The sequence below is a fragment of the Streptomyces sp. NBC_00258 genome, assembly GCF_036182465.1.
Classification (GTDB): domain Bacteria; phylum Actinomycetota; class Actinomycetes; order Streptomycetales; family Streptomycetaceae; genus Streptomyces.
The window spans coordinates 1,742,890-1,767,742 of record NZ_CP108081.1 but is presented as its reverse complement, the minus strand read 5'-3'; the positions used below and the strand labels follow the sequence as shown (position 1 = coordinate 1,767,742).

24 protein-coding genes are annotated in these 24,853 nt (G+C 70.4%); 11 read left to right on the top strand and 13 right to left on the bottom strand.

All coding sequences use genetic code 11. The features are described from left to right. Positions 1 to 8: 8 nt before the first annotated feature. A complete protein-coding gene (locus OG718_RS08280; RefSeq protein WP_143641670.1) occupies positions 9 to 428 on the bottom strand; it encodes a VOC family protein in 420 nt (139 codons plus the stop codon). Between the two features lie 82 nt (positions 429 to 510). Then, a complete protein-coding gene (locus OG718_RS08275; RefSeq protein ID WP_223064960.1) occupies positions 511 to 903 on the bottom strand; it encodes a helix-turn-helix domain-containing protein in 393 nt (130 codons plus the stop codon). A gap of 185 nt (positions 904 to 1,088) precedes the next feature. On the opposite strand from OG718_RS08275, the gene OG718_RS08270 reads away from it, so the two are divergent. The 4 genes from OG718_RS08270 (at position 1,089) to OG718_RS08255 (ending at position 4,945) form a co-directional block, all read left to right on the top strand. Next, positions 1,089 to 1,712: a tellurite resistance TerB family protein gene (locus OG718_RS08270; protein ID WP_328847710.1), complete on the top strand. Its 624-nt coding sequence runs from the start codon at positions 1,089 to 1,091 to the stop codon at positions 1,710 to 1,712. A 199-nt stretch (positions 1,713 to 1,911) separates the two neighbouring features. Continuing rightward, a complete protein-coding gene (locus OG718_RS08265) occupies positions 1,912 to 2,835 on the top strand; it encodes an SGNH/GDSL hydrolase family protein (RefSeq protein WP_186001374.1) in 924 nt (307 codons plus the stop codon). Between the two features lie 117 nt (positions 2,836 to 2,952). Beyond that, complete coding sequence (locus OG718_RS08260; protein WP_328843773.1) at positions 2,953 to 4,314, top strand: NAD(P)/FAD-dependent oxidoreductase; 1,362 nt, start codon at positions 2,953 to 2,955, stop codon at positions 4,312 to 4,314. Positions 4,315 to 4,471: 157 nt separating this feature from the next. Next, the gene (locus OG718_RS08255; protein ID WP_443054944.1) at positions 4,472 to 4,945 is read left to right on the top strand and encodes a cupin domain-containing protein; all 474 of its coding nucleotides are present in this window, start codon (positions 4,472 to 4,474) and stop codon (positions 4,943 to 4,945) included. Between the two features lie 33 nt (positions 4,946 to 4,978). Here OG718_RS08255 and OG718_RS08250 read toward each other — a convergent pair whose 3' ends face one another. From OG718_RS08250 to OG718_RS08230, 5 genes are all read right to left on the bottom strand, one after another. Then, positions 4,979 to 5,872 (bottom strand): Gfo/Idh/MocA family protein, encoded by an 894-nt coding sequence (locus OG718_RS08250; RefSeq protein ID WP_143641673.1) that lies wholly within the window; start codon positions 5,870 to 5,872, stop codon positions 4,979 to 4,981. 147 nt (positions 5,873 to 6,019) lie between these two features. Then, positions 6,020 to 8,086, bottom strand: coding sequence for an iron ABC transporter permease (locus OG718_RS08245; protein ID WP_143641674.1), 2,067 nt, complete (start codon positions 8,084 to 8,086; stop codon positions 6,020 to 6,022). Between the two features lie 44 nt (positions 8,087 to 8,130). Further along, entirely contained in the window at positions 8,131 to 9,114 is a 984-nt protein-coding gene (locus tag OG718_RS08240; RefSeq protein WP_143641675.1) for an iron-siderophore ABC transporter substrate-binding protein, read from the bottom strand. Continuing rightward, positions 9,111 to 9,980: an ABC transporter ATP-binding protein gene (locus OG718_RS08235; protein ID WP_328843772.1), complete on the bottom strand. Its 870-nt coding sequence runs from the start codon at positions 9,978 to 9,980 to the stop codon at positions 9,111 to 9,113. Before OG718_RS08235 ends, OG718_RS08240 begins: the two co-directional genes overlap by 4 nt. A gap of 56 nt (positions 9,981 to 10,036) precedes the next feature. Beyond that, positions 10,037 to 10,600: an MSMEG_1061 family FMN-dependent PPOX-type flavoprotein gene (locus OG718_RS08230; RefSeq protein ID WP_143641677.1), complete on the bottom strand. Its 564-nt coding sequence runs from the start codon at positions 10,598 to 10,600 to the stop codon at positions 10,037 to 10,039. Between the two features lie 299 nt (positions 10,601 to 10,899). On the opposite strand from OG718_RS08230, the gene OG718_RS08225 reads away from it, so the two are divergent. Both OG718_RS08225 and OG718_RS08220 read left to right on the top strand, forming a co-directional pair. After that, on the top strand, positions 10,900 to 11,709 hold the full coding sequence (locus tag OG718_RS08225) for a hypothetical protein (protein WP_143641678.1): 810 nt from the start codon (positions 10,900 to 10,902) through the stop codon (positions 11,707 to 11,709). Between the two features lie 39 nt (positions 11,710 to 11,748). Further along, positions 11,749 to 12,900 (top strand): acyl-CoA dehydrogenase family protein, encoded by a 1,152-nt coding sequence (locus OG718_RS08220; protein WP_143641679.1) that lies wholly within the window; start codon positions 11,749 to 11,751, stop codon positions 12,898 to 12,900. Between the two features lie 73 nt (positions 12,901 to 12,973). Here the strand turns inward: OG718_RS08220 and OG718_RS08215 are convergent, their stop codons facing one another. From OG718_RS08215 to OG718_RS08190, 6 genes are all read right to left on the bottom strand, one after another. After that, on the bottom strand, positions 12,974 to 13,519 hold the full coding sequence (locus OG718_RS08215; RefSeq protein ID WP_143641680.1) for a PaaI family thioesterase: 546 nt from the start codon (positions 13,517 to 13,519) through the stop codon (positions 12,974 to 12,976). A 16-nt stretch (positions 13,520 to 13,535) separates the two neighbouring features. Then, on the bottom strand, positions 13,536 to 14,510 hold the full coding sequence (locus tag OG718_RS08210; RefSeq protein ID WP_143641681.1) for an LLM class flavin-dependent oxidoreductase: 975 nt from the start codon (positions 14,508 to 14,510) through the stop codon (positions 13,536 to 13,538). Then, a complete protein-coding gene (locus OG718_RS08205) occupies positions 14,507 to 17,080 on the bottom strand; it encodes a bifunctional acetate--CoA ligase family protein/GNAT family N-acetyltransferase (RefSeq protein WP_328843771.1) in 2,574 nt (857 codons plus the stop codon). Before OG718_RS08205 ends, OG718_RS08210 begins: the two co-directional genes overlap by 4 nt. Positions 17,081 to 17,115: 35 nt before the next feature. Next, the gene (locus tag OG718_RS08200) at positions 17,116 to 18,195 is read right to left on the bottom strand and encodes an amidohydrolase family protein (protein ID WP_143641682.1); all 1,080 of its coding nucleotides are present in this window, start codon (positions 18,193 to 18,195) and stop codon (positions 17,116 to 17,118) included. Between the two features lie 84 nt (positions 18,196 to 18,279). Continuing rightward, positions 18,280 to 19,242, bottom strand: a complete 963-nt coding sequence (locus tag OG718_RS08195) for an electron transfer flavoprotein subunit alpha/FixB family protein (protein ID WP_328843770.1) — start codon at positions 19,240 to 19,242, stop codon at positions 18,280 to 18,282. Between the two features lie 75 nt (positions 19,243 to 19,317). After that, a complete protein-coding gene (locus OG718_RS08190; RefSeq protein ID WP_328847708.1) occupies positions 19,318 to 20,079 on the bottom strand; it encodes an electron transfer flavoprotein subunit beta/FixA family protein in 762 nt (253 codons plus the stop codon). A 174-nt stretch (positions 20,080 to 20,253) separates the two neighbouring features. Between OG718_RS08190 and OG718_RS08185 the strand changes: the two genes are divergently transcribed. Genes OG718_RS08185 through OG718_RS08165 form a run of 5 tightly spaced genes read left to right on the top strand, consistent with a single transcriptional unit; the run spans position 20,254 to position 24,841 of the window. After that, the gene (locus OG718_RS08185; protein ID WP_328843769.1) at positions 20,254 to 21,579 is read left to right on the top strand and encodes a phenylacetate--CoA ligase family protein; all 1,326 of its coding nucleotides are present in this window, start codon (positions 20,254 to 20,256) and stop codon (positions 21,577 to 21,579) included. Beyond that, entirely contained in the window at positions 21,579 to 22,313 is a 735-nt protein-coding gene (locus OG718_RS08180; protein ID WP_328843768.1) for a hypothetical protein, read from the top strand. Before OG718_RS08185 ends, OG718_RS08180 begins: the two co-directional genes overlap by 1 nt. Before the next feature lie 2 nt (positions 22,314 to 22,315). Further along, a complete protein-coding gene (locus OG718_RS08175; protein WP_143641687.1) occupies positions 22,316 to 23,227 on the top strand; it encodes an SDR family oxidoreductase in 912 nt (303 codons plus the stop codon). A gap of 1 nt (position 23,228) precedes the next feature. Then, entirely contained in the window at positions 23,229 to 23,696 is a 468-nt protein-coding gene (locus OG718_RS08170; protein ID WP_328843767.1) for a Zn-ribbon domain-containing OB-fold protein, read from the top strand. Further along, on the top strand, positions 23,693 to 24,841 hold the full coding sequence (locus tag OG718_RS08165; protein WP_328843766.1) for a thiolase family protein: 1,149 nt from the start codon (positions 23,693 to 23,695) through the stop codon (positions 24,839 to 24,841). Before OG718_RS08170 ends, OG718_RS08165 begins: the two co-directional genes overlap by 4 nt. The last annotated feature ends 12 nt before the right edge of the window (positions 24,842 to 24,853 follow it).

Here is a 24,853-nt window from a genome sequence, read left to right as displayed (position 1 = left end):
TGCCGCTGTCAGGAGCCCTGCTCCTTCAGCTGGGTGAAGCGGATGCTGTTGCCGAAGGGGTCGCGGAGCCCGCAGTCGATTCCGTACGGACGCTCGGTGGGTTCCTCGGTGAACTCGACGCCCCGGGCGAGCAGCTTCTCGTACGTCTTGCGGCAGTCGTCGGTGGTGAAGATGAGGTGGCCGCCCATCGCCCCCTTGGTCAACAGCTCCCGTACCTGCTGCGCCGTCTCCTCGGACAGCGCGGGCGGGCCCGGCTTCTCCAGCAGGATCTGACGATCGGGGTGACCGGGCACGTTGACGGTCAGCCAGCGCATGAAGCCCATGGGCACGTCGGCGTTGACCTCCAGGTCGAGCTTGCCCACGTAGAAGTCGAGGGCCTCGTCCTGGTCGAGGACGTAGATCTGCGAGTGCGTGATGGCGGTGAACATGTGCATCACGCTATCGAGCCGGCCGGACGAAAACTTATCCAAAACTGCTCAGCCGACGGGATGGTACGGACCGTGCGGACGGTCAGTCGCTCGGACGCGTCCACGCCATGGTGAAACACGTCGGTACGGCCGCGGTCACCGCTTCCCGGCGGTACGCCCTGGGCGAGCGGCCGACGATGTCGCGGAACGTGCGACTGAAGGTTCCCGGGCTGCCGAAGCCCACCTGGAAGCAGATGTCCGTCACGCTGCGGTCGGTCTCGCGCAGCAGGAACATCGCACGCTCGACCCGGCGGCGCTGCAGATAGCGGTGCGGCGTCTCGCCGAACGTGGCCCGGAAGGTGCGTGTGAAGTGTGCCTGGGACACATGGGCGATCCGGGCCAGGGCCGGGACGTCCAGCGGCTGCGCGTATCCGCGATCCATCGCATCCCGCGCCCGAAGCATGCGACGGTTGCTCTCTTCTGCGGCACGACTCACGACGCCATCACATCACGGGCCCGCGCGGCCCGTGGAAGAGGCCGCCGACGAGGATTGTTTTACGTTGCCTTTGCCATTCGGGAACACTGGTGGTGGTGAGGAGCGTTGATCTGTCGCGGGGCGTGAACCAGCGCGACCGATGATTCAGGACCGGACAGGCAACAACAAAAGCCGAGGTGGCAGTAGTGGCGATGTGGGACCGGCTCAAGGACCAGGCCAAGAACCTCCAGCAGTCCCAGAGTGGCAGGGGATCGGGGGGACAGGGGCAGGCTCCCCATGGGCAGGGCCAGGCCCCCTATGGACAGGGTCAGGCCCCCTACGGGCAGGGCCAGAGCAGTGGCCATGCGCCCGGTTCGTCCTCCGGTGGTTCCAAGGCCAAACTGGTCGGACTGCTCAAGTCCCAGCTCGCGTCGGTCAAGACCGAGCTCAAGAGCGGCGCCTACCGGGACGCCAGCATGGCCATGTGCGCGCTCGTGGCCGCGGCCGACGGACATGTGGAGCAGGCGGAGAGGCAGCGAGTCGAGGAGCTGATCGTCTCCAACGAGGTATTGCAGAACTTCCCGGCGGACCAGCTCCGCCAGCGCTTCAACAAGCACCTGGACCAGCTCATCGCCAACTTCGAGGTGGGCAAGGCCGAAGCGCTGCGGGAGATCGCCAAGGCCGCCAAGAAGCCGGTGGAGGCCCGCGCGGTCATCCAGACGGGCATCGTGGTCGCGGGTGCCGACGGGCACTTCGACCAGTCCGAGCAGTTCGCCATTCGCGATGCCTGCGCAGCCCTCGGTCTGTCACCCACGGAGTTCGGCATCTGACAACTGTCGCCGCCGACTCCGCCCCCCCCCTGGAGTCGGCGGCCTCGTGGTCACAGGCGGATCCACGGCGCGAACCCGTTCCTCCTCCGTCCTACGCGCCTCTGTCCTGAGGACGAACTGGCCGGTATACAAGTTCAGTCACCGTGCAAGGGCGCGCCGTCGGCGGCCCTGCTCGCGGTATTGGACTCAGGGGGGAACCTTGAAGAACCGTCGCACCCAGTACGGCAGCACGGCAACGAACCGCCGACGGGCGACCGCGGTGGGAGCGGCGGTCAGCGGCTGCGCCCTCGTCGTCGCGTCCGCGGCACCGGCCGCGGCGCACGGTGGCGGCCACGGGCACGGCCGGGGCACGGACTACGTCTCGCTCGGAGACTCCTACACCTCGGGACCGGGGATCCCGACACAGGTGGACGCGAACTGCGCCCGCTCCGATCACAACTACCCCTCACTCGCCGCCGCGGAGCGGAGAATGTCCACGTTCAAGGACGTGAGCTGCGGCGGCGCCACCACCGAGCAGATGTGGAAGGCGCAGGGGACGAATCCTCCGCAGCTCAACGCCCTGAAGCGGGACACCGACCTGGTGACCGTCCAGATCGGCGGCAACGACATCGGGTTCAGCTCCATCATCAGCACCTGCGCCCAGCTGAGTTCGCAGGACCTCGCGGGGGACCCGTGCCGACGTCACTTCAGGTCCTCCGGAGTCGATGAGCTGACGCTGAGGATCCTCGACACGGCACCCAAGATCACTCGCGTGCTGCGGGCCGTGCACGCCAGGGCGCCGCACGCCCGCGTGCTCGTCGTCGGCTACCCGGATCTCCTGCCGGAGGACGGCAGTGGTTGCTACCCCTCGGTGCCGTTCGCGGCGAAGGACTTCCCCTACCTGCGCGACACCGGCAAGCGCCTCAACCTGATGATGCGCGTGGTGGCGCGGTTGAACGGGGCGGAATACGTTGACACGTACGGACCCACGATCGGACACGACATGTGCAAGGCCCCGGAGATCCGCTGGGTCGAACCGCTGCGACCAGCCTCGCCCGCGGCCCCGGCCCACCCCAACGCCAAGGGCGAGGCGGCCATGGCACGTGCCCTGCTGCGGAGCCTGAGCAAGGGGCACGGACACTGACGGACCTCCCACGCGGAGAGTGTCCGCTCGCCTCATCGGGGGATCACCACGTGCGAAGAGGGGACTCAGGGGGCAGAGGGACCGTGGGAAGTCAGAACGTGCGCGGCCGGTGAAGGGATGGACATCGTGGTACGACCGAAGATCTTGGTGGTGGGAGCGGGCTTCGCGGGAATCGGGTGCGTCCGGCGCCTGGAGCGCAAGCTCGGATCCGACGAGGCCGACCTGGCGCTGGTGACACCGTTCTCCTACCAGCTCTATCTGCCGCTGCTCCCACAGGTCGCCTCAGGAGTGCTGACCCCGCAGTCGATCGCCGTGTCGCTGCGCCGCAGCCGTAAGTACCGCACCCGCATCATCCCCGGTGGTGCCATCGGTGTGGATCTGAAGGCCAAGGTCTGCGTCGTCCGCAAGATCACCGGCGAGATCGTGAACGAGCGGTACGACCACATCGTGCTGGCACCGGGCAGCGTCACGCGCACCTTCGACATCCCCGGCCTCACCGACAACGCCCGCGGCATGAAGACGCTCGCCGAGGCCGCGTACCTCCGCGACCACGTCATCTCGCAGCTCGACCTCGCCGACGCCAGCCAGGACGAGGCCGAGCGGGCGGCGCGGCTTCAGTTCGTGGTGGTCGGCGGCGGCTACGCCGGTACGGAGACCGCCGCATGCCTGCGGCGCCTGACGCAGAACGCCGTCAAGCGGTACCCGCGGCTCGACCCGAAGCTGATCAAGTGGCATCTGATCGACATCGCACCCAAGCTCATGCCCGAACTGGGTGACAAGCTCGGCCGCAGCGCCCAGGAGATCCTGCGCAAGCGGGGCATCGACATCTCGCTGGGCGTCTCCATCGCGAAGGCGGGCCCGGACGAGGTCACCTTCACCGACGGCCTGGTGGTCCCGACCCATACGCTGATCTGGACCGCCGGAGTCGCGGCGAGCCCGCTCATGGCCACCTTGGGCGCCGAGACGGTCAAGGGGCGGCTGGCGGTCACTTCGGAGATGTCCCTGCCCGGCCACGACGGCGTGTTCGCGCTCGGCGACGCCGCCGCCGTACCGGACGAGGCCAAGGACACGGAGGGCGCGATCTGCCCGCCGACCGCCCAGCACGCGATGCGTCAGGGCAAGCACGTCGCCGACAACGTCATCGCGTCGCTGCGCGGCCAGCGGATGACCCCGTACGTCCACAAGGATCTGGGACTGGTCGTCGACCTCGGTGGCCTCGACGCCGTGTCCAAGCCGCTCGGTGTCGAACTGCGCGGCCTGCCCGCCCAGGTCGTCGCCCGCGGCTATCACTGGTCGGCGCTTCGCACCAATGTGGCGAAGGTCCGGGTGGCGACGAACTGGGCGCTGAACGCAGTGGCCGGCCACGACTTCGTGGGCACCGGACTGCTGTCCCGTTCGTCCGCGAAGCTGCGGGACTTCGAGCACACGAACGCGTACCTGACCCCGGAGCAGATCCGAGAGCGCACCGAGAGCGGGTGACGCGAGGGGCGTGAGCGGACGTGGCCCGGCGGGAACACGAGTGGCCCGGAGCGGTCCGGGCCACCGGGTGTGGACGGCGGCGCGCGGGGGCAGTGAGCCTGTCGGGTCCAAGTCGGCGGAAGGGCCGACGAGTTGGCCGATCCGGAGGGGGATTCCCATGAGCAGCACGTCTCGGCTGGGCAAGATCCGCAGAACGTTCGTCATGACCGGCTGTGCGGCCGGACTGGCCTTCGGGTCGACGTCCGCGCTCGCCACTCCCGGCAGCGGGGTCACCGGCACGATCCTCGCCCAGGGCACGTCGGCCGGCACACTGAAGGTCAAGGCCAAGGGGCGTACGGACGTCATCGTGCGGTCCATCACCATCGCACCGGGCGGCACGACCGGCTGGCACTACCACCCGGGCCAGCTCATCGCCGTCGTCAAGTCGGGCACACTCACCCGCACGTTGCAGGACTGCTCCGTGGAGGTCAGCCCGACGGGCACATCGTTCATCGAGCCGGCCGGGTCCCGTCACGTCCACGTCGGCCGCAACCTCGGCACCGAGCCGGTCGAGTTGTACGTCACCTACCTCGTGCCCAAGGGCAGCCCGCTGTCCCTCGACGCGGACGCGCCGACGTGTGCCGGGAGTTAGGCACACGTCGGCGAATTCGGTTCCGTAGCGCTTTCAGCGGACCTGGGGTGCGGTGCCCAGCTGTGCTTCGGCATCGGTGAGGATCTCCGTCACCCGCAGGCCGAAGGCGGCGTCGCACGGATGCGGGCGACCGCTGCGGGCAGCGTCGAGGAGAGCGTCGGCAGCCCGCGTGAGAGCTTCGACCGCCCCTTCGGCGGACCCGGGCAGGACGCTCACCCCGGCCTTGCCGCGCAGCTCGACGGCCGCTCCGGCGGCCGCGGGCGGGGCCGTCAGGCTGAGAGTCAGGGTGCTCGACGCCCCGCTGACGTGGTGGAGCACCAGGTGAACGGTGTCCTTCGGGCCCCGCGCGGCGGCGGCCACCCGCTCGACGTCGCCGAGAACCGGCATCAGCACGGACAGGGCGTGCGGGCCGACGTCCCAGAGGCCGCCCTTCTCCTGCCGCCAGGGCGACGCGGCGAACGGGCTGTCACTCGTGAACACGGCGCCGAGCCACTCCGCGCGTGCGGTGAACCAGCCCTCCGTGGCGGCCTGTTCGGCGATCCAGGCCTGGATCTCGGTCTGGAATCGGCTGGTGAAGAAGACGACGGAGGCGACGCCGGCCTGCTCGACCGCCTCGACGACGGCGCGTCCCTCCTCCACGGTCGCCGCGAGAGGCTTGTCGAGCAGCAGATGGCAGTTGGCCCGCGCGGCGCGCGCCGCGAGCGGGGCCTGCACGGACGGAGGCAGGGCAATGGCGACCGCGTCCACCTCGGCGAGAAGGGCGTCGACATCCTCGTACGCGCGCGTCCCGTGACGGTCGGCCAGCGCCTTGGCCGCGTCGGCGCGCCTGCCCCACACCCCCACGAAGTCCAGTTCGGGATGCCCGCTCAAGGCGGGAGCGTGAGCCATGTCGGCCCAGGGCCCAGTACCGAGCAGTCCGATGCGCATGCCGCCACCTCTCGTCGTGCCTGTCTCATACGGGGGCCGCCGCACGTGATCGTCCTGCGCCACCCGGAGTGAGCCTTTCACGCAGGCCCGGACGGTGCCCAGCCCCACCCACCGCACCGGACACGGCGAGGACGCGGTCCCGCGGGGTTATCGCCGGCTTCGTACCAGCAGATACAGGAAGTACGGCGTGCCGATGACCGCGGTCATCAGGCCGGCGCCCAGCTGGGCGGGGGCGATGACCGTGCGGCCGAGGAGGTCGGCCGTGCAGACGAGTGCGGCGCCGAGGAGGACGGCGACCGGCACCACCCGTACGTGCCGCCGGCCCACGAGGGCACGTGCCGCGTGCGGTGCCACGAGGCCCACGAAACCGATGGTGCCGGCCGAGGCCACGGCGGTCGCGCTGAGCAGGACGCTCACCACCAGGAAGCCGAGCCTGGCCGGGGACAGCCGCAGGCCGAGGAGGCGAGGGGTGTCCGCGTCCAGGGAGATGAGGTCCAGCTCGGTGCGCCGGGCGACCGCGACGACAAGACCCAGCACCAGCACGAGCGCGACGGGCAGGACGTCCGGCATGGTCCGGCCGTACGTCGAACCGGACAGCCAGGTCAGCGCCTTCGTGGCGTTGAACGGATCGGTGAGCACGATGAGCAGGCTGACCAGTGCCGTCGTACCGGCGGCCATGCCGATGCCGACGAGGACCAGCCGGTTCTGCTGGTAGCCGCCCCGGGCGGCGAGCCCGAAGACGATGACGGAGGTAACCGCGGCGCCCACGAACGCGGCCCCCGCGACACCCCAGGTGCCTGCGACAGGCACGGTGGTGACAAGGAGTACGGCGCCCAGCGCGGCTCCGCCGGACACGCCCAGGACTCCCGGCTCCGCGAGCGGGTTACGGGTCACGGCCTGCACCAGCGTGCCTGCCAGGGCGAGTGCCGCACCCGCGCACAGGGCCGCGAACACCCGGGGCATCCGGGTGTCCAGGACGAAGGAAACGGCCTGGCCGGCCCGCCCCTGCGCCCAGTTCACGACATCGCCGAGCAGGAGCTTGCTGTCGCCCAGCAGCGCGCCGGCGATCGTGACGCCGACGACCACGGCCACGAGGGCGGCCAGCGTGGCCAGGAACGCCGTCCGGCTGGGGATGCGCAACCGGTCCGGTGCCTCGGATCCGGCCGTGTCCCGCAGCCGCAGGGCCATCACCACCAGGAACACCGCGCCGATGAGGCTGGTGACGACGCCGGTGGGCACGGCGACGGCCGTGTCCGAGGGCACGAGGGCCCGCAGCAGCACGTCCGACCCGAGGACCAGCCCCGCGCCGACCACTCCGGCCACGGGCAGGACCGCACGGGTGCGGACGAAGCCCCGGAACCGGCGGGCGAGCGGACGCACCAGAGCCGGTGCGCACAGCCCGACGAAGCCGATGGGCCCGGCGAGCGTGACGGCGGCCGCGGACAGCAGCGTCGCCAGCACGACCACGGTGACGCGCGTGGCGCGGACCGGGACGCCCAGCCCGCGCGCGGCGTCGTCACCGAGGGCGAGGGCGTCGACCCTGCGGGCTGTCAGCAGCAGGCCGACGAGTCCGATCAGGGCGACGGGCAGCATCTGCAGGACGCCGTCGAAGCCGTTCTGGCTGATGCTGCCCTGATTCCACTGGTAGAGGCCCTCGGTCTGCTCGGGGAACAGCAGGAGCAGGCCTTCGGTCACGGAGGTCAGGCCCAGTGCCAGCGCGGTGCCGGCGAGGACCAGCCGTACGGTGCCCGTGCCGAGGCCGGACAGGGCGAGCACGACGGCCGCGGCCAGGAGCCCGCCGACGAAGGCGACCCCGGAGGAGGCGAGCAGCGGGAGGGAGACGCCGGTGGCGCCGACGAGCCCGAGCGCCAGGTATGAACCGGCGTTCACCGCAAGGGTGTCGGGAGCGGCGAGCACGTTGCGGCTGACGGCCTGCAGTACGGCGCCCGCCACGCCGAGGATGACGCCGACCAGGATGCCGGCGGTCATCCGCGGCAGACGGGAGGCGATCACGACGGACGCGTCGGACGGATCGGCCTGCCCGGTCAGGGCCTTGAACACCTCGCCCGGTCCGACGGCGGCGGTGCCCTGGGTGATGTCGACGACGGCGAAGGCGGCGACCAGGAGGACGAGCCCGGCCGTCACCGCGGCCGCGCCCGTCCGGGACGCGGCCGTCGACGGACGGGTGGCAGGGGTTGTTGCGGTGACGGCCATGGCTCTGTTGCTTCGTCTGCCTCGTCTGCTTCTTTCCGGATCGTCTACTTCGTCAGCGCGTCGACGACGGCGTCGATGTATGCCTCCATCGACTCGGGACCGCCGAACATCCAGATGCCGTCGGGCAGTCGGTGCACGTTGCCGGCCTTCACGAACGGCAGGGACTTCCATACGGCGTTCTTCGCCAGCGCGCCGGTGAAGGGCGTGCTGCCCTTGTCGTCGTCGTTGCCTATGTAGGCGAACTGGACGTCCTTGGGCAGGGCGGTGAGGCCTTCGACGTCGGTGGTCCCGAGGCCGTAGGCCGCGTCGCCCTTGATCTTCCAGGCGTTCTTCAGGCCGATCTGCTCGTTGACGGCTCCGATGAGCGAGCCGCTGGTGTACGGGCGCAGGGAGACCTGGTTGGAGGTGACGTAGCCGTCGGCGAAGGCGAAGTCCGTGCCGGCGAGATCGGCGTCGGCCAGGGCTTTCTTGCCCTCGGCGACCTTGGCCTCGAAGTTCGCACGGGCCGTCTCGGCCTTGTCGGTGGTGCCGGTGGCCTTGGCGATGAGGTCGAGGTTCTCCAGCATCTGCCCGACCTGGTCGGAGGCGTCGGCGGACTTGATGCCCAGCACCGGGGCGATCTTGCGCAGCTGCTTCACGGCCGCGGGCGGCAGGTCGGAGGAGGCCACGATGAGGTCGGGGGAGAGGGAGGCGACGGTGTCCATGCTCGGCTCGCCGCGCGTGCCGATGTCCTTCGGCTCGTTCTTGAGCGGGACGGCCGTGTCCCAGGTCTTGTAGCCCTTGACGTCGGCGACGCCGACGGGGTCGACGCCGAGCGTGATGAGGCTCTCGACCTCGTTCCACTCGGTGGCGACGACCTTGGTGGCCGGGCCGTCGAGCTTGAGCTTCGCGCCGGTGCCGTCGGTGAGGCTGATGGCCTCGGACGTCTTCTTCTCGGACTTGTCCGCGGCAGGCTCGGTCGTGCCGCAGGCGGCAAGGGTGAGTGCCGCGGCGGTCGTGGCGGCCGCGGTGAGCAGGAGGCGTCTCATGAGGTGGTGCCGAGCCTTTCGGTTCGAGTGTTTCGCGTGTGATGGCGGCCGATCGGGCGGGTGCGCAGTCGGCCGGTCAGGGGGTCTGTGTCGACGTCGATCCGGATGCCGTAGACGGCGGTCAGGCGTTCCGGGGTGAGGACGTCCTCGGGCAGACCGTCGGCGACGATCCGGCCCGCTTCGAGCAGCGCGATCCGGTCGGCGATGGCCGCAGCCTGGTCGAGGTCGTGCAGGACGACGCCGACCGCGATTCCGTGGTCGTCCGCCAGGTCGCGGATGAGGTCGAGGAGTTCGATCTGGTAGCGCAGGTCGAGATAGGTGGTCGGCTCGTCGAGCAGCAGCACACCGGTTTCCTGGGCGAGGCAACCGGCGAGCCACACCCGCTGCAACTGACCGCCGGACAGGTGGTCGGCGCCCCGCTCGGCGAGGTCCGTCACACCGGTCAGCGCGAGCGCACGGTCGACCGCGGCCGACGCGTCCGGATCGGGCCGGCCGAAGCGGCCCCGGTACGGGTAGCGGCCGAACTCGACGACGTCCCGCACGGTCAGTCCGCTGGGCGTGGGGCGGCCCTGGGTCAGCAGGGCGACGTGGCGCGAGAACTCACGGGCACTCAGGGCGAGGCCGTCGGTGTCGCCGTCGATCCTGAGCGTGGCGTGGCGGCCCCGCTGCAACCGGGCGATCGTCCGCAGGAGCGTCGACTTGCCGCTGCCGTTGGGGCCGACCAGCACGGTCACCTCGCCGGGCCGGAGCGCGACCGCGGCGTCGTGTACGACGTCGACGCCGTCGTACGACACGGTCACACCCGTGGCCGACAGTTCATGACCGCGCAGACGCGGGGCGTCGGCTGCTTCTTCACCAGATCTCACATGGCGAAGGTTAGCCTAACCTAAATTCACCTTTACAGGGGTGCCCAGGAACCGGTTCAGCCGGTCTGCCAGGACTCCGGATTCCACACTCCCGAGCGGCGCAGGGACTGCGGGCAGTGCAGATAGATCTCGTCGATCTCCAGGACCAGGGCCAGCGTGGGGCGCTGGTCGTCCAGCTTCATGGCATCGAAGAACGGGGCGTCGGTGAGGATGCGGGCCCGGCCGTTGACCCGCAGGACCTCCTTGCTGCCGGGTATCAGATACAGCAGGCCGGCGTGCGGGTTGTCGAGGATGTTGTGGAAGCTGTCGCCGCGCCGGTTGCCCGGCCGGTCGGGCAGGGCGAGGGTGCCGGAGTCGATGACGTGCGTGAAACCCGGGGCGTCCCCGCGCGGAGAGACGTCGCAGTTGCCGCGCGCGTCCGAGGTGGCCAGCAGGCAGAAGGGCGAGCGGGCCACTATGTCCCGGTCCTTGTCGGTGAGTTGGTCGTGAACCTTCTCGATCACCACGGGCCAGGGCTCGCCCAGCAGTTCACGCAACTCGGCGCTCGACCCCAGCTCGACCCAGCCCTCCTCGGTCACCGTGTCCGGCCCGTTCCCGGCGGTATCGATCGTGTGCGGCAAGGCCGACTCCCAACGTGCGTGCGTCCGGCGAGTAGTTGCACCGGGAACACTATCCCGACGTTAGGCTTACCTTACTTTCACGGCCCGGACATGACCGTCGTGATGTGCGGGGCTGTGCTCGTGCCCCCGGGTTCACGGTGTCGGTGTACACGGTGCGGGCCTGGTTCGCGAGTAATGCCATGCCCGCGATCCTTCCGGGCGGAGGGTGGAGTTTCTGAGCAGCTGTCCCGCTGTCCCGAGGGTTCGGTGGTCGCGGCCGCGTAGGTTCCGGGACCGGTCCCGGGTTGGAGGGGATCACGGTGTCCACGCCGGAACAGGTCGACGATCGACTCGGCCGTCTGCTCAGCATCCATCCGGTGGCCGGCGGAAGGTACCTGAGCACGGGACTCAAGGCGCTGGCCTTCGCCCTTGGTGGCGTGCTCCTCATGGTCTTCCTGATCGCCAACCCGGACTTCGTCCTGGGGCAGCTCCTCGGCCTCGCGGTGATCCCCACCATCGCCGGCCTCCCTGTCGCCGCGATACAGCTGACCCGCGCGGTTCGGAGCGGCAGGAGTGAGGTCTACCGGCTGTACGAGAACGGCCTCGCGCGCCACGCGTCAGGGGGTACGCGAAGCTGGACCTGGGACGAGGTCGCCGTCCTGCATGCCAATCCGGACACGGCGGACGAGGAACCAGCCCAGGTACCGATCGAGCGCCTTGCCCGGCATCTCGGCCGGCACTTCCGCTGTGTGGTCCGGTTCACCGATGGGGCCAGGATCAGGATCGACGGGTACACGGCCGACGGCCCGGCCATCGCGCGGGCGCTGCTCCTGCGGCGCCCCGACGCGGCGCCGCAGGAGAACACGGGCAAAGGCCCTTGGGTCATGCTCGGGACGCTGCCGCTCGTCGGTGCGGCCTGTGCCGTCCCCGTCGTGCTCATCTACCAGCACCTCAACTCCGCCGGCTCCGACGACACCGGCGACAGCACGCTCGTCGCGCTGGCCCTCGGGATGATCGTCTGCCTCGTCGCGACGGCGGCGGCGTCAGCCCTCGGCGCTAGGACATTCAGGAGTCGCACAGCCCTCATCTGTGAGTACCCGTCCTCTCCTCTATCCGCTAACATAGAATAATTAGATAGATGAATAGGCTAGTGGTGGCGAGGAGTGGCCGTGGACTTCGGGCTGACCGACGAGCAGGACATGTTGCGCGCGACGGCACGGCAGTTCGTCGCCGACGTGTGCCCGGCCGAGAAGGCGAAGCAGTGGGACGAGGAGGGCGTCGTACCGCCCGAGCTGTTCCGGGGCATGACCGAACTCGGATGGTTCTCGCTGCCGTTCAGCGAGGAGGAGGGCGGTGACGGCGGGGGACCGCTCGAACTCGTCCTGATCGCGGAGGAACTCGGGCGGGCCAGTTTCGACGTCGCCATGTGCTACATAGGCGTACTCATCCCGGGAATCACCGTGTTCCGCTGGGGCAACGAGGCGCAGCGCGACTTCATCCGCGAGCAGGTCATGACCGGACGCCACCGGCTCGCCGTCGGCCTCAGCGAGCCGGACAGCGGCTCCGACGCCGCCGCGCTGCGCACCACCGCGGAGGACCACGGCGACCACTTCCGCGTGCGCGGCCAGAAGGCATGGTGCACCGGCGGCGGGCTGCCCGACACGACCATCGCGACCTATGTGCGGACGGGACCCCGCGAACCCAAGCACGGCGGCATCAGCCTGCTGCTCGTCGACCCCGCGACCGACGGCGTCGAAGTACGCCGCACACCCACGCTGGCCCGACACATCCTGGGCACCAACGAGGTCTTCTTCAACGACGCCCTGGTGCCGAAGGAGAACCTCGTCGGGCCGCGCGACGAGGGCTGGAAGGTCATGCTCTCCAACATCGAACTGGAGAAAGTGATCATCAGCGGGGGGTACCTGGGCGCCGCACAGGCCACGCTGGACGAGATGCTGGAGTACGCGCGCACCCGGCACGCCTTCGGCCGCCCGATCGGCAACTTCCAGGCCCTCGCCCATGCCATGGCCGATCTGCAGACCGAGATCGATTCCGCCCGGCTGCTCGCGTACCGCGCCGCCTGGCTGCTCGCGCAGGGTCGGCCGTGCACCCGTGAGGGCTCGATGGCGAAGTTGAAGGGTTCGGAGACGTACGTGGCGGCCGCCCGGCTCGGAATGCAGGTCTGCGCGGGGCACGGGTTCTCGACCGAGAGCGTGATGAGCTTCCGCTACCGCGAGTCGATCGTCGCCACCATCTCCGGCGGGACCAGCCAGATCCAGCGCAACGGGATCGCCCGCAGCATGGGGCTGCGGTCCTACTGACCCGACCGTCCCTGCCGTCCTCGGCAGGGCCTGCCGGTCTCACCGGTCCGCGGCATGCCCTGCCGGCGGCTTCTCACCGCTCCTCTGCGTCCCCGCCCTGTCCGGCCAGCCACTGTGCGTGCCGCACGTAGTGGCTGTGGTCGCGTGTCACCCAGATTCCGGAGGCGCGGGCCAGTACGGCTCCGCCGGTCGGCAGAGTCAACTCGCCCGCGATGTACCAGCGTGAGCCCTCCCTCCGGTCCGCCCACACCCGCAGCTCCAGCGGCCGTTCCACCGGTACCGGCTTCACGAAGCTCACCGTCAGCTCGGCCGTCACGCTCATCACGCCGTGCAGCAACGGGAGATGGCCGAGGCAGTCGTCCAGGACGGCCGCCGTCCAGCCGCCGTGCGCGACATCGGGCCCGCCTTCGTGGGAACGAGGACAGCGCAGCTCGAACCTCGCCACGCCGTCCTCGTCGAGCCGTTCGCGCTCCACGCCGAGCCTGCAGGAACCGAGGACGCGGCATCCGCCGCAGAGGGTCACGCCCCCGGCAGTCCGGGGCGGCTCGGGCAGACCGGATTCCGCCCAGTGCCCGTTCGGCGTCGTCGCGCCGGTCTTTCCGGTTCCCGTCGTCGGCATGGTGGAACTCCTCGTGTCAGACATCGGCAAGCAGCGGTCGCAGCTTCCCGGCGATGAGCTGGACCTGGCGGGCGACCATCTCCTCGGGCATCCCGGCCAGCGAAGCCCACAGGAAGACCCCTTCGACCGGCAGACCGGCCACGTACGCCTTGATGGCATCGGCGGTCTCCTGCGGTGTGCCGTACAGGAACTGACCGACGCCGGTCGCGCTCAGCCCCGTCTCGCGCCACTTCTCGGGGTTGATCGGACGGGGGGCGGGCTGGTCGGTCCCCTCCACCATGTACCGGCGGTAGCTGTCCCACTGGTAGGAGAGATGCTTGCGGACGACCGGCCAGTCGGCCTCCGGGTCCTCGGTGACGAACGTGGTGAACGAACCCTGCATCCGGCCCGCCGACACGTCGTGGCCGCTCTCGGCGAGCCCTTCCCGGTACGGCTCCAGCAGCGCGGGGTTGAGCGACAGCAGCCCGGTGCCCAGCCGGCCCGCCCGGCGAGCGCCCTGCGGGCCCTGGTAGCCGAGCCAGATCGGCAGCGGGTCCTGGACCGGTCCGGGGGTGACCAGGGACTCGGCCCACAGGCCACGGATCTCCCGCACCCGTTGGTCGGTCGTGGAGTAGCGCTTGGTCAGGTCGGCGTCGTACAGCCGGTATTCGGGCACGCGATAGCCCGTGCCGAGCCCGAGGTCCAGGCGGCCGTCGCTGATGATGTCCACGAGCGCGGCCTGTTCGGCGATCTCGGGGGCCGCGTGCAGCGGTGCGGGGATGACCGCGGTACCGAGGCGGATCCGCCGTGTGCGGGCCGCCGCCGCGGCCGCCATGGTGAGCGGCTGCGGGAGGTATCCGTCCTCGAAGCCGTGGTGTTCGGAGAACCAGACCGAGTCGATGCCGAGCCGGTCCGCCTCCTCGCACATCTCCAGGGCGAATCCGTAGACCCGGGACCAACTCTGCCGCCAGGGCGGGGGATTGCGCATGTCGAAGTAGATGCCAACCCTCACGAGGGGCCACCTTTCCTTGTTTCGTCAGCGAGCCGGATCGTCGCGTGGGTGACGGCGACCCCGTCCCCGGGCGGCAGCAGCCGTATCGGACGCAGCTCCATCGCCTCGATCTCGGGCAGGTCCTCGACCATCGCGGAGATCCGCAGGACGGTCTCCTCCAGCGCCGCGAGGTCCACGCCCGGCCCGCCCACCCTGCCGTCCAGCAGCGGAGCCGCGCGCAGCGAGCGGACCATCTCCCGGGCGTCGCGGTCGCTGAGCGGGGTCACCCGGTGGGCGACGTCCGCCATCAGATCGGCGTAGTCCCCGGTGAGGCCGAAGGCCACCACTGGGCCGAACACCGGGTCGGCGCCGACGGACAGGAACGCGTCCGGCCCCGAGCCTGGTTCGGTGTCCCGTACCGCGATCCCGTACGAGTCCAGCAACTGGGCGGCGGTACGCGCCGGTACGGGTCCTGGAGCGCATCCGGCCACCAGCGACCTGGCACGGTCGGTGTCGACTCCGGCGAGATCAGGGATGACTCCCGCGGGCGTACTCCGCCACGCCTGATAGGCCGCCGCGTGCCCGAGCGAGGCCGCCGCCGACTCGGGGAACGCGTAGGTGGGGACGACGAGTTCACCGCGGTGGAGGAGGTCGGCGACGCCCGCGCCGCCCAGGAAGCTCGCCACCACCGGCTTCGAGGGCGCGGCCTCGGCCGCGTCGAGAATCGCAGCGGCCACCTCGTCGGGCTTGTCCGCCAGCGGGGGCATGAACAGGACGATGGCGGCGTCGATCTCGTCGTCGGCCAGTACGGCGTCGAGTGCCCGCCGGTAGTGCGCGGCCGTCGCCATGGGCGTGAGGTCGGCCGGGTTGGCGACCTCCGCCCCGGGGCCGAGGGCCGCGCGGAGCGTCTCCCGGGTGCGCTCGCCGAGCGGGGGCACGCGCAGGCCGCTCGCCACGCATGCGCCGACGGTCAGTGCCGCGGGGCCGCCCGCGTTGGTGATCACGGCGACCCTGTTGCCGGGCGGGGGAGGCTGGTGGGCGAGCAGCAGTGCTGCGTCGAACAGCTCCTGAAGGCTGCGCGTACGGATCACGCCGGACTGGGCGAACAGCGAACTCACCGCCGAGTCCGACGGACCTGCCGGATCCGCATGCCCCGCCGAATCCCCTCGACGTCCCGAATCGCCTCGACCTGCCGGGACTCCTCGATGTCCCGGGGCTCCTCGAACTTCCGAGTCCAACTGACCCGTCGCGTGCGCGTGGCCCGGGTGGACCGCGATGATCGGTTTGCGCGGCGCGACCCGGCGGGCGATTCGGGCGAACCGGCGTGGATTGCCGAAGGTCTCGACGTGGAGCAGGATCACCGAGGTCTCGGGGTCCTCCTCCCACCACTGGAGCAGGTCGTTGGTGGACACGTCCACGGCATGGCCCACCGATACGAACCCGGAGAAGCCCAGTCGCAGCCGCCGGGCGAAGTCGAGCACCGCGAGCCCCAGTGGCCCGGACTGGCTGGACATCGCCACCCGGCCGGGCGTGGGCAGGGCGGGCGAGAAGGTCGCGGCCAGCCTCGCCGCGGGCGTCGTGTTGACCACGCCCATGCAGTTCGGGCCCACCAGTCGCATCCCGGAGGCGCGGGCGTACCGGGCCAGCTCCAGCTCGGTCGACCGCCCGGCCGCACCGGTCTCACCGAAGCCGGTGGAGACTACGACCACCGCTTTGACGCCGGCCTCGGCACACTCCCGTACGACATCGGGCACCGCCTCGGCCCGTACGGCGATCAGTGCCAGATCCGGCGGCTCGGGCAGCTCCCGGACGCTCGGATACGCCCGGGCTCCCGCGACCTGCCCGGCCCGCGGATTGACGGGGAACACGCTGCCGCGGAAACCGCCGCGCAGCAGGTTGGCCACGATCTCGTGGCCGATCGTCAGGGGGCGCCGGTTGGCGCCGATCACCGCGACCGACCGGGGTTCGAGCAGGGGGCGCAGGGAGCGTCGTACCGCCGTGTGTTCGCGACGTTCGGCCCGGGCGACCGCCTGGGCCTGCGGGTCGACGGCGATGTCGAAGTGGACGATCTGGCCGGGCGGCCCGGACTCGACCCGGTAGCCGGAGCCGAGGAACACGTTGATCATTCGGGTGTTGTCGGCGAGGACGTCGGCCTTGAGGACCCGGATGCCCCGGGCGCGGGCGGCAGCGGCGATGTGCTCCAGCAGCAGTCTGCCGAAGCCCTCGCTCTGGTCGTCGTCCCGGATGGTGAAGGTGACCTCGGCGTGGTCCGGGTCCTCGGTGTCACGGACGTAGCGCACCAGGCCCGCGATCTCGTCGCCTGCCAGCGCGACGAGCGCCAGCTCGTTGAGGTAGTCCACGTACGCGCCGCGCCGGATCACGTCGTCGCGCGCCCGGATCACCGGGCCGAGCGAGCGGTAGGCCAGGGTCGCCCGCGACAGGCCGCCGACGAAGGCGACCAGGCGGTCGGCGTCCTCCGGCCGGATGGGCCGGACGAAGGTCGACCGCCCGGTCCTGACGAGTCCGGGCTGTTCCAGGTCATCGGGATACGCGGGCTGTCCCAGGTCCGCGGGATCCGGGGGAGTGGTCACGGTTTCGTCCGGAGTCCTCGCGTCGCCGACGCCGCTCAGACGGCCGCCTCCTGGGGAGTCTGCTCGGGCAGACGGAACAGTTCGTTGAAGGTGCCGCGCGTGACGCGCTCGCGGATCTCGTCGGACACGCCGTCGAACAGCTCGTGCAGCGTGGACTGCGTGTGCCCGTACGTGCCTTCCAGATGGGGGTAGTCGTCGCCCCACATCACATTGCGGTAGCCCGTCGACTCGACGATCTCCACCGAGCTCTTGTCGTGCTGGAAGGAGGCGTACACCTGCTGCCTGATGATCTCGCTGGGCAGCCGGCTCAGCTTCGGCCGTACGAACATGCCGTGCTGGCGGTAGGCCTCGTCCATCCGGTCGCCGATGGCCGGCACCCAGCCGGCGCCGCCCTCCGCGATGAGGATTTTGAGGTCGGGGTGACGGTCCAGGGCGCCGCCCGCGACCATGTGCGAGACCACGCGCATGCCCGGGTAGGTCGTCTCCATGTAGTTGACGACGGCGCCGCCGGGTCCGCGGAAGACGACGTTCTCGCCGCCCGTGCCGATGTGGAAGCCGAGTACGACACCGGCCCGCTCGGCCGCGGTCCACAGCGGCTCCCACAGATCGAGGGCGTACTCCTCACCGGGCCGGGTGGAGCACGGCAGGAAGACCGACTGGAAGCCCATCTCCGCGACCCGCTCGACCTCGGCGACCGCGTCCTCGATGTTGGTCGTCGAGACGCAGGCGGGGGTGATGATGCGCTTCTGCTTCCCGAGGACCTCGGAGTGCGCCCAGTCGTTCCAGGCCCGGACGGTCTCCCGGGCCAGCTCCCGCTCGGTGATCGAGCACAGCCAGAACCCCATGGAGGGAAAGGCGAGTTGGCCCCAGACGCCCTCCTGGTCGAGGTCCTTGAGCCGGACGTCGAGGTCCCTGGCGCCCGGTGGCCGCATGGCGTCCATGAAGTCGTTCAGCTGGCGGTCGATGCGCTCTCCGTCGATGTAGAGCACCTCGTACTTGTCGCCGCGTTCGCTGCGCGGCGCGCGGTCGGCGAGGCGCGGCGGCAGCGCCCGGATCCAGAGGTCGTCGGGTTCCATCACGTGGGAGTCCCCCGAGTTGACCCAGATCTTCGTCATGGCGCTCCTTCGGGTCAATGGATGTAATCAGTTAGCGATTTTAATCGTATCGGCCTCCGGGTGGAAGGCCGGAAGGGGTGGAGATCAGCTTCGGCGCCGCTCGATCTCCTCCACCAGTTGCGGGAGCACCTGGAAGAGGTCGCCCACGACGCCGTAGTCGGCCAGCTCGAAGATGGGGGCGTCCTGGTCCTTGTTGACCGCGACGATGGTCTTGGAGGTCTGCATCCCCGCGCGGTGCTGGATCGCTCCCGAGATGCCGGCGGCGAGATAGAGCTGCGGGGAGACCTGGGTGCCCGTCTGGCCGACCTGGTGGCTGTGCGGATACCAGCCCGCGTCCACGGCGGCGCGGGACGCCCCGACGGCCGCGCCCAGGGTGTCGGCGACGCGCTCGATGACCGCGAAGTTCTCGGCACCGTTCACGCCCCGGCCGCCGGAGACCACGACGTCGGCCTCGGTCAGCTCGGGCCGGTCGCCGCGCTCCCGCGGCGAGCGGGACAGGACCTTGGCAGCGGCGGAGGCGGGACCGAAGGTGACGTCCCACTTCTCTATTTCGGGTGTGACGGGGGCAGGTTCGGGGGCCGCGGCGTTCGGCTTGACCGTGATCACCGGGATGCCCCGTGTGACATGGGCCGTCACCTGGTACGTCGCCGCGAACGCGGACTGCTCGGTCACCGGGCCGTTCCCGCCGACGACGATGTCGACGGCGTCCGTGATCAGCCCCGACTCCAGGCGGAGTGCGACCCGTGCGGCGGTCTCCTTGCCATCCGGGTTCGAGGGCAGCAGGATCGCCGCAGGGCCGGTGTTCTCGGCGATCTGGGTGAGCGCGTCCACGGCCGGAGTGACAAGGAGTTCGTCGACCTCGGGGGCGTCCACGACGTAGACCTTGTGCGCGCCGTACCGGCCGAGCGCCTCGGTCGCGGAGTCCGCGTCCCGCCCGAGGAAGACGGCCGACGGCTCGCCCAACCGGCGTGCCAGGGTGAGTAGTTCGAGGGTCGGCTTGCGTACGACGCCGTCGGTGTGATCGACGAGTACGAGGATCTCGGCCACGGTGATGCACTCCTCCTGTTGGAACGGTTCCGGGGCGGGGCAGGGCGGGGCCGCACGGTGCTGTGCGGTGGGTGGTCAGGCGAACTTCCTGGCTGTGAGGAACGCGGCCAGCCCGGCGCCGCCCACACCGTCGTCGGCGACGATCTCCCCCTTGGAGCGCGGTGGGCGCCTGGTGGCGGTGTCCACGGCGGACCGCGCACCGGTCCGCCCCACCTGCCCGGCGTCGATGCCGAGGTTGGCGAGGTCGAGGGTCTCCAGGGGCTTCTTCTTCGCGGCCATGATCCCCTTGAAGGAGGGGTAGCGGGCGTCGCCGGAACGGTCGGTCACCGACACGACGGCGGGAAGTGTGCCCCGGACCCGGACGGTCGCGGAATCGCCCTCGCGACGGCCGGTGACCGTGCCGTCCTCGACCGTCAGTTCCTCGACGTGGGTGACGGCCGGGACTCCGAGCCGTTCGGCCAGCAGTGCCGGTACGACGCCCATGGTGCCGTCCGTCGAGGCCATCCCGCACAGGACGAGGTCGAAGCCGTGCCGTTCGATCGCCCTGGCCAGTACGAGTGAGGTGCCGAAGGCGTCGCTCCCCTCGATGTCCTCGTCACTCACATGCGTCGCCGAGTCGCCGCCCATGGCGAGCGCCTTGCGCAGGGCGTCCTTCGCGTCGTCGGGGCCGACGGTGAGGTAGCTGATCTCGGCGTCGACGCCCGACTCGGCGATCCGCAGGGCCTGCTCGACGGCGTACTCGTCCAGTTCGGACAGCAGGGAGTCGACCGACTCGCGGTCGGTCTCCCCTTCCTCGGTGAAGGTGCGGTCCGCCGTGGCGTCGGGCACGTGCTTCACGCAGACAACGATCTTCACAGTGCTCTCTCCGTGCTCTCCCGAAGGTCTAATGAGTGCTAATAGTTAACTATATGAATCGCTAGAGCGCGAGGGTCTTCCGGGAATCCGTCGAATTGGTTGACTGATTGCGCTGATGGCTGGAAGATCTGGGCAGCCGAGCCGCGAGGAGGCGCCATGGGCGGTGACAGGGACACCAGGGACAGGTACTTCGAGCCACAGGTGGAGACCATGCCCCGCGACCAGCTGCGGGCCCGGCAGGAAGAACGGGTACTGGAACTCGTCGAGTACGCGTACGGCAACTCCGCCTTCTACCGCGAGCTCTGGGACGAGCACGGGGTGCACCCACGTGACATCCGCTCCCTGGAGGACTTCCGGGCGCGCATACCGTTCATCACCAAGGACATGGTGCGCGCCCACCGGGCCCGTACCGGCGATCCCTTCGGCGGTCTGCTCTGCGTTCCCGTCGAAGGGCTGACCTCCGTCTCCTCCAGCTCCGGCACCACCGGAGACCCGGAGTTCTTCGCCGAGATCTGGGAGGACGCGCCGCCCCTGGTCACCGCACAGGTGCGTGACCTCTGGGAGCTCGGCCTCAGGCCGGGGGACCGGGTGCTGAGCCCGCCCGGCACCTTCCGCAACCTCATGGACCCCGGCTACCAGGCGCTCGGCGCCGTGGTGATCGAGGTGGACACCTGGCTGGGGAAGATGAGCGAGGTCGTCGAGGCCCTGCGCACCTACCGGCCCGCCTACCTGCAGATGATGTATCCGCAGATGGTGGAGCTGGAGCACCTCGCCGAGCACACCGATCTCAAGGAGGCGTTCTCCTCCCTCAAGGGCGCCTCGTGCGCCGGACAGCCCCTCAGTCGGAAGATGCGCGAGCGGATCCGCGACGACTGGGGCATCGACGTCTACGAGTACACCAGCGCGGCCGACACCGGCACCGCCTGGGAGTGCCGGGAGCACGACGGCTTCCACCTCTGGGAGGACACCGTCTTCGCGGAGTGCGTCGAGGTCGACGAACAGGGCGGATGGCGTGACGTCCCGGAGACGGACCTCGGCGAACTGGTCGCCACCGACCTGGACAACCGGGCCGCCCCGCTGATCCGCTACCGCAGCGAGGACCTCGTCCGCCTCTCGGGAGACCGCTGCGGCTGCGGGCGTACCCACGCCCGGATGTGGGTGGCCGGTCGACGCGGCGACGAGACGCTGGTCCAGGGACGTTCCGTGGTCCTGCGGGACATCTGGCAGGCGGTGGAGGACCAGCCGGAGACGGCGTCGGGAGTCTTCCAGATCGTCCGGGACCGGCGCGAGGTCGACGAACTGCGGCTCCGCGTCGGCTACGACCCAGGGCTCACCGAGGATGTCGACGCCCTGGCAGGACGGCTCGGCGAGGCCGTGCGTGAGCGGACCGGAGTCAAGCCGGTGCTCGACATGCGCACCGAGGAGGACCTGTTGAAGACCATGACCAGCGTCGCCAAGTTCCCCCGGGTGGTGAAGAGCTGATGGCGCGCGCCGACACCCTGGCCCGCGCCAGGACACTCGACCGGCCCGAACTGGCCTATCTCGTACGCTTCCCCACCGCCGACGGCATGCGGGACATGGAGCTGACCTGGGCGGAACTCGCCCGCGACACCGACTGGGTCACCGCACGGCTGCGGGAACACGGACTGACCGCCGGCCGGCGGGCGCTGTTGACGACCTCCGGCTTCGAGGGCTTCTGGGGTCATGCGGTGATCGGTGCCCTGCGCGAGCTGAAGGTCACGTACGGCATCGCCGAGGCGATGGGCTGGGACCACCGCCGCACCGCGGTCTTCCACCGCGAACTGGACCCGCACGCGGTGATCGGCCTGTCGGCGGAGACCCTGGAGGGACTCGCCGGAGCGGCCGATCTCGGTGACATGTTCCGTTCGACGGCCGTCGTACTGGCCCGTCCCGCGGCCGTGCCGATGCTCCGCGGGGTGGGTGTGTCCGCCTGTCTGATCTCGGCCGTGGGGCCGGCTCTCGCGCTGGAGTGCCCCGAGCGGTGCGGCGCGCACGTCAACGGCGCCGAATGGCGGGTCGGCGAGCGCGAGGACGGACAGCTGTACGTCTCGGCGGGGGAGGGGCGTTCCTCACTGCTCCCGGAGACGCCGCTCGGCATCGCGGGCCGCGCCGTCACCGGCAGGTGCGCCTGCGGCAGCGAGGATCCGCGAGTACTGCTCGGCGATGCCAACTCGCCGTATTCAGCAAGGAGTTGAGGATGTCCGAAGGAGTGGTCGACGGCCGTGTCGTGGTCGTCACCGGGGCCGGCAACGGGATCGGCAGGGCGCACGCCCTGGCGTTCGCCGCGCACGGCGCGAAGGTCGTGGTCAACGACCTGGGCGGCTCACGCGACGGAGGGGGCTCCTCGGCCGGGCCCGCCCAGACCGTGGTCGACGAGATCGTCGCCGCCGGCGGCGAGGCGGTGGCCAACACGGACGACATCGCCACCTGGGAGGGCGCGGGCCGGCTCGTCCAGCAGGCCGTGGACACCTACGGCGGCCTCGACGTGCTGGTCAACAACGCCGGCATCCTCCGCGACCGGATGATCGTGTCGATGACCGAGCGGGACTGGGACAGCGTGCTCGCCGTCCATCTCAAGGGCAGCTTCGCGACCCTGCACCACGCCGCCGCGTACTGGCGGGGGCGGGTCAAGTCCGGTCACGACAACGACGCCCGGGTGATCAACACGACGTCCCCGTCCGGCATCTTCGGCAATCCGGGCCAGTCGAACTACGGCTCGGCAAAGGCCGGCATCGCGAGCCTCACCGTCATCGCCGCGGCCGAACTCGCCCGCTACGGAGTGACGGTGAACGCCATCGCGCCCACCGCGCTGACCCGGCTGACCGAGGACATCGAGATGATGAAGCAGGCCGCCGAGAGCGAGGACCTGACCCCGGAGGCCATCTCCCCACTCGTGGTGTGGCTGGGCTCGGCGGCGTCGCGCGAGGTCACCGGCCGGGTGTTCGGCGTCGTCGGCAACCGGATCACCGTACTGGAGGGCTGGGTCAACGGCCCCGGCGCGAGCGCCGAGACCCGGTGGACGCCGGAGGAGCTGTCCTCCGTCGTCCCGAACCTGGTGGCCAAGGCGGCTCCGAACGCCGACGCCCTCGGCAACCGGAACGGGGTGTGACATGACGACAGCGCAACGACCGGTCGCCGAGGGCCTGTTCACCTGGCCGCCCTCCGCATCCGAACCCCTCCGGCTCATCGGCTCCGAGTGCACGGCGTGCGGTCTGGTGAGCTTCCCGGCGGCTTCGGACTGCGTCCGGTGCGCGAGCGACGAGTCGAAGACACGGCTGCTCGCGGACAGCGGGACGCTGTGGACGTACACGACCCAGAACTTCCGCCCGCCGTCCCCGCCCTACGACGGCCCGGAGACCTTCGAGCCGTACTCCGTCGGTTACGTCGAACTCCCCGGCGAGCTGCTGGTCGAGGCCCGTCTCACCGAACCCGACCCGGGGAAGCTGCGGATCGGGCAGGACATGCGGCTGACGCTCGTGCCCTATGCCGTGCGGGACGACGGCACCGAGGTCATGACGTTCGCTTTCGCGCCGGTCGAAGAGTCCGCCCAGGCAGAGTCGGCAGAGGAGGCGTCATGACCGAGGCCGTCATCATCGGGGTGGGGCTCCACCCCTTCGGCCGGTTTCCCGGCAAGCCCGCCATGGACATGGGCGCGGACGCCGTACGGCTGGCGCTCGCCGACGCGGGCGTGACCTGGCCGCAGATCCAGGGCGGTTACGTCGGCAGCTTCGAGGTCGCGAACCCGGACGCGATCGTCGGCAAGCTGGGCCTGACCGGCGTTCCGCTGCGCGGAGTGTTCAACGGCTGCGCCACGGCCGGAACGGCGGTGGCCCTTGCGGCCCGGGCCATCGAGACCGGCGAGCACGACCTGACCATCGCCATCGGCCTGGACAAACACCCGCGCGGCGCGTTCGCCGCGGACCCCTCCGTGGCCGGCATCCCCTCCTGGTACGGACAGACCGGGCTCTTCCTCACCACCCACTTCTTCGGCATGAAGATCAACCGCTACATGCACGACCACGGCATCTCGCACGACACGCTCGCGCGCGTGGCGTCGAAGAACTTCCGCAACGCGGCCGGGAACGAGAAGGCCTGGCGCCGAACTCCTCTCACCCCGGCGGAGATTCTGGCCTCCCCGGTCCTCAACCACCCGCTCCGCCAGTACATGTACTGCGGCCCGGACGAGGGCGCAGCGGCCCTCGTGCTGTGCCGCGCCGACCAGGCCCACAAGTACACCTCCACGCCCGTACGGATCCGGTCCACCTCCTTGCGCAGCCGCAGGCTCGGCGCCTTCGAGGTGCAGAGCCCGTCGTTCCCGGTCGGCGAGCCGGTGGTCAGCCCGACCGTGGATGCCGCCCGCGACGCGTACGAACGGGCCGGCATCGGACCCGAGGACGTCGACGTCGCCCAGCTCCAGGACACCGACGCCGGGTCGGAGATCATCCACATGGCGGAGAACGGCCTCTGCAAGGACGGCGAACAGGAACGCCTCATCGCCGAGGGCGCCACCGAGATCGGCGGCCGGCTCCCGGTCAACACCGACGGCGGCCTGCTCGGCAACGGCGAGCCCATCGGGGCCTCCGGCCTGCGCCAGATCCACGAGATCGTGCTCCAACTGCGCGGCACGGCGGGCACCCGGCAGATCCCCGGCACACCGCGCGTCGGCTACACCCACCTGTACGGCGCGCCGGGCGTGTCGGCGGTCACGATCCTCTCGACCTGAAAGCAGCAGGGG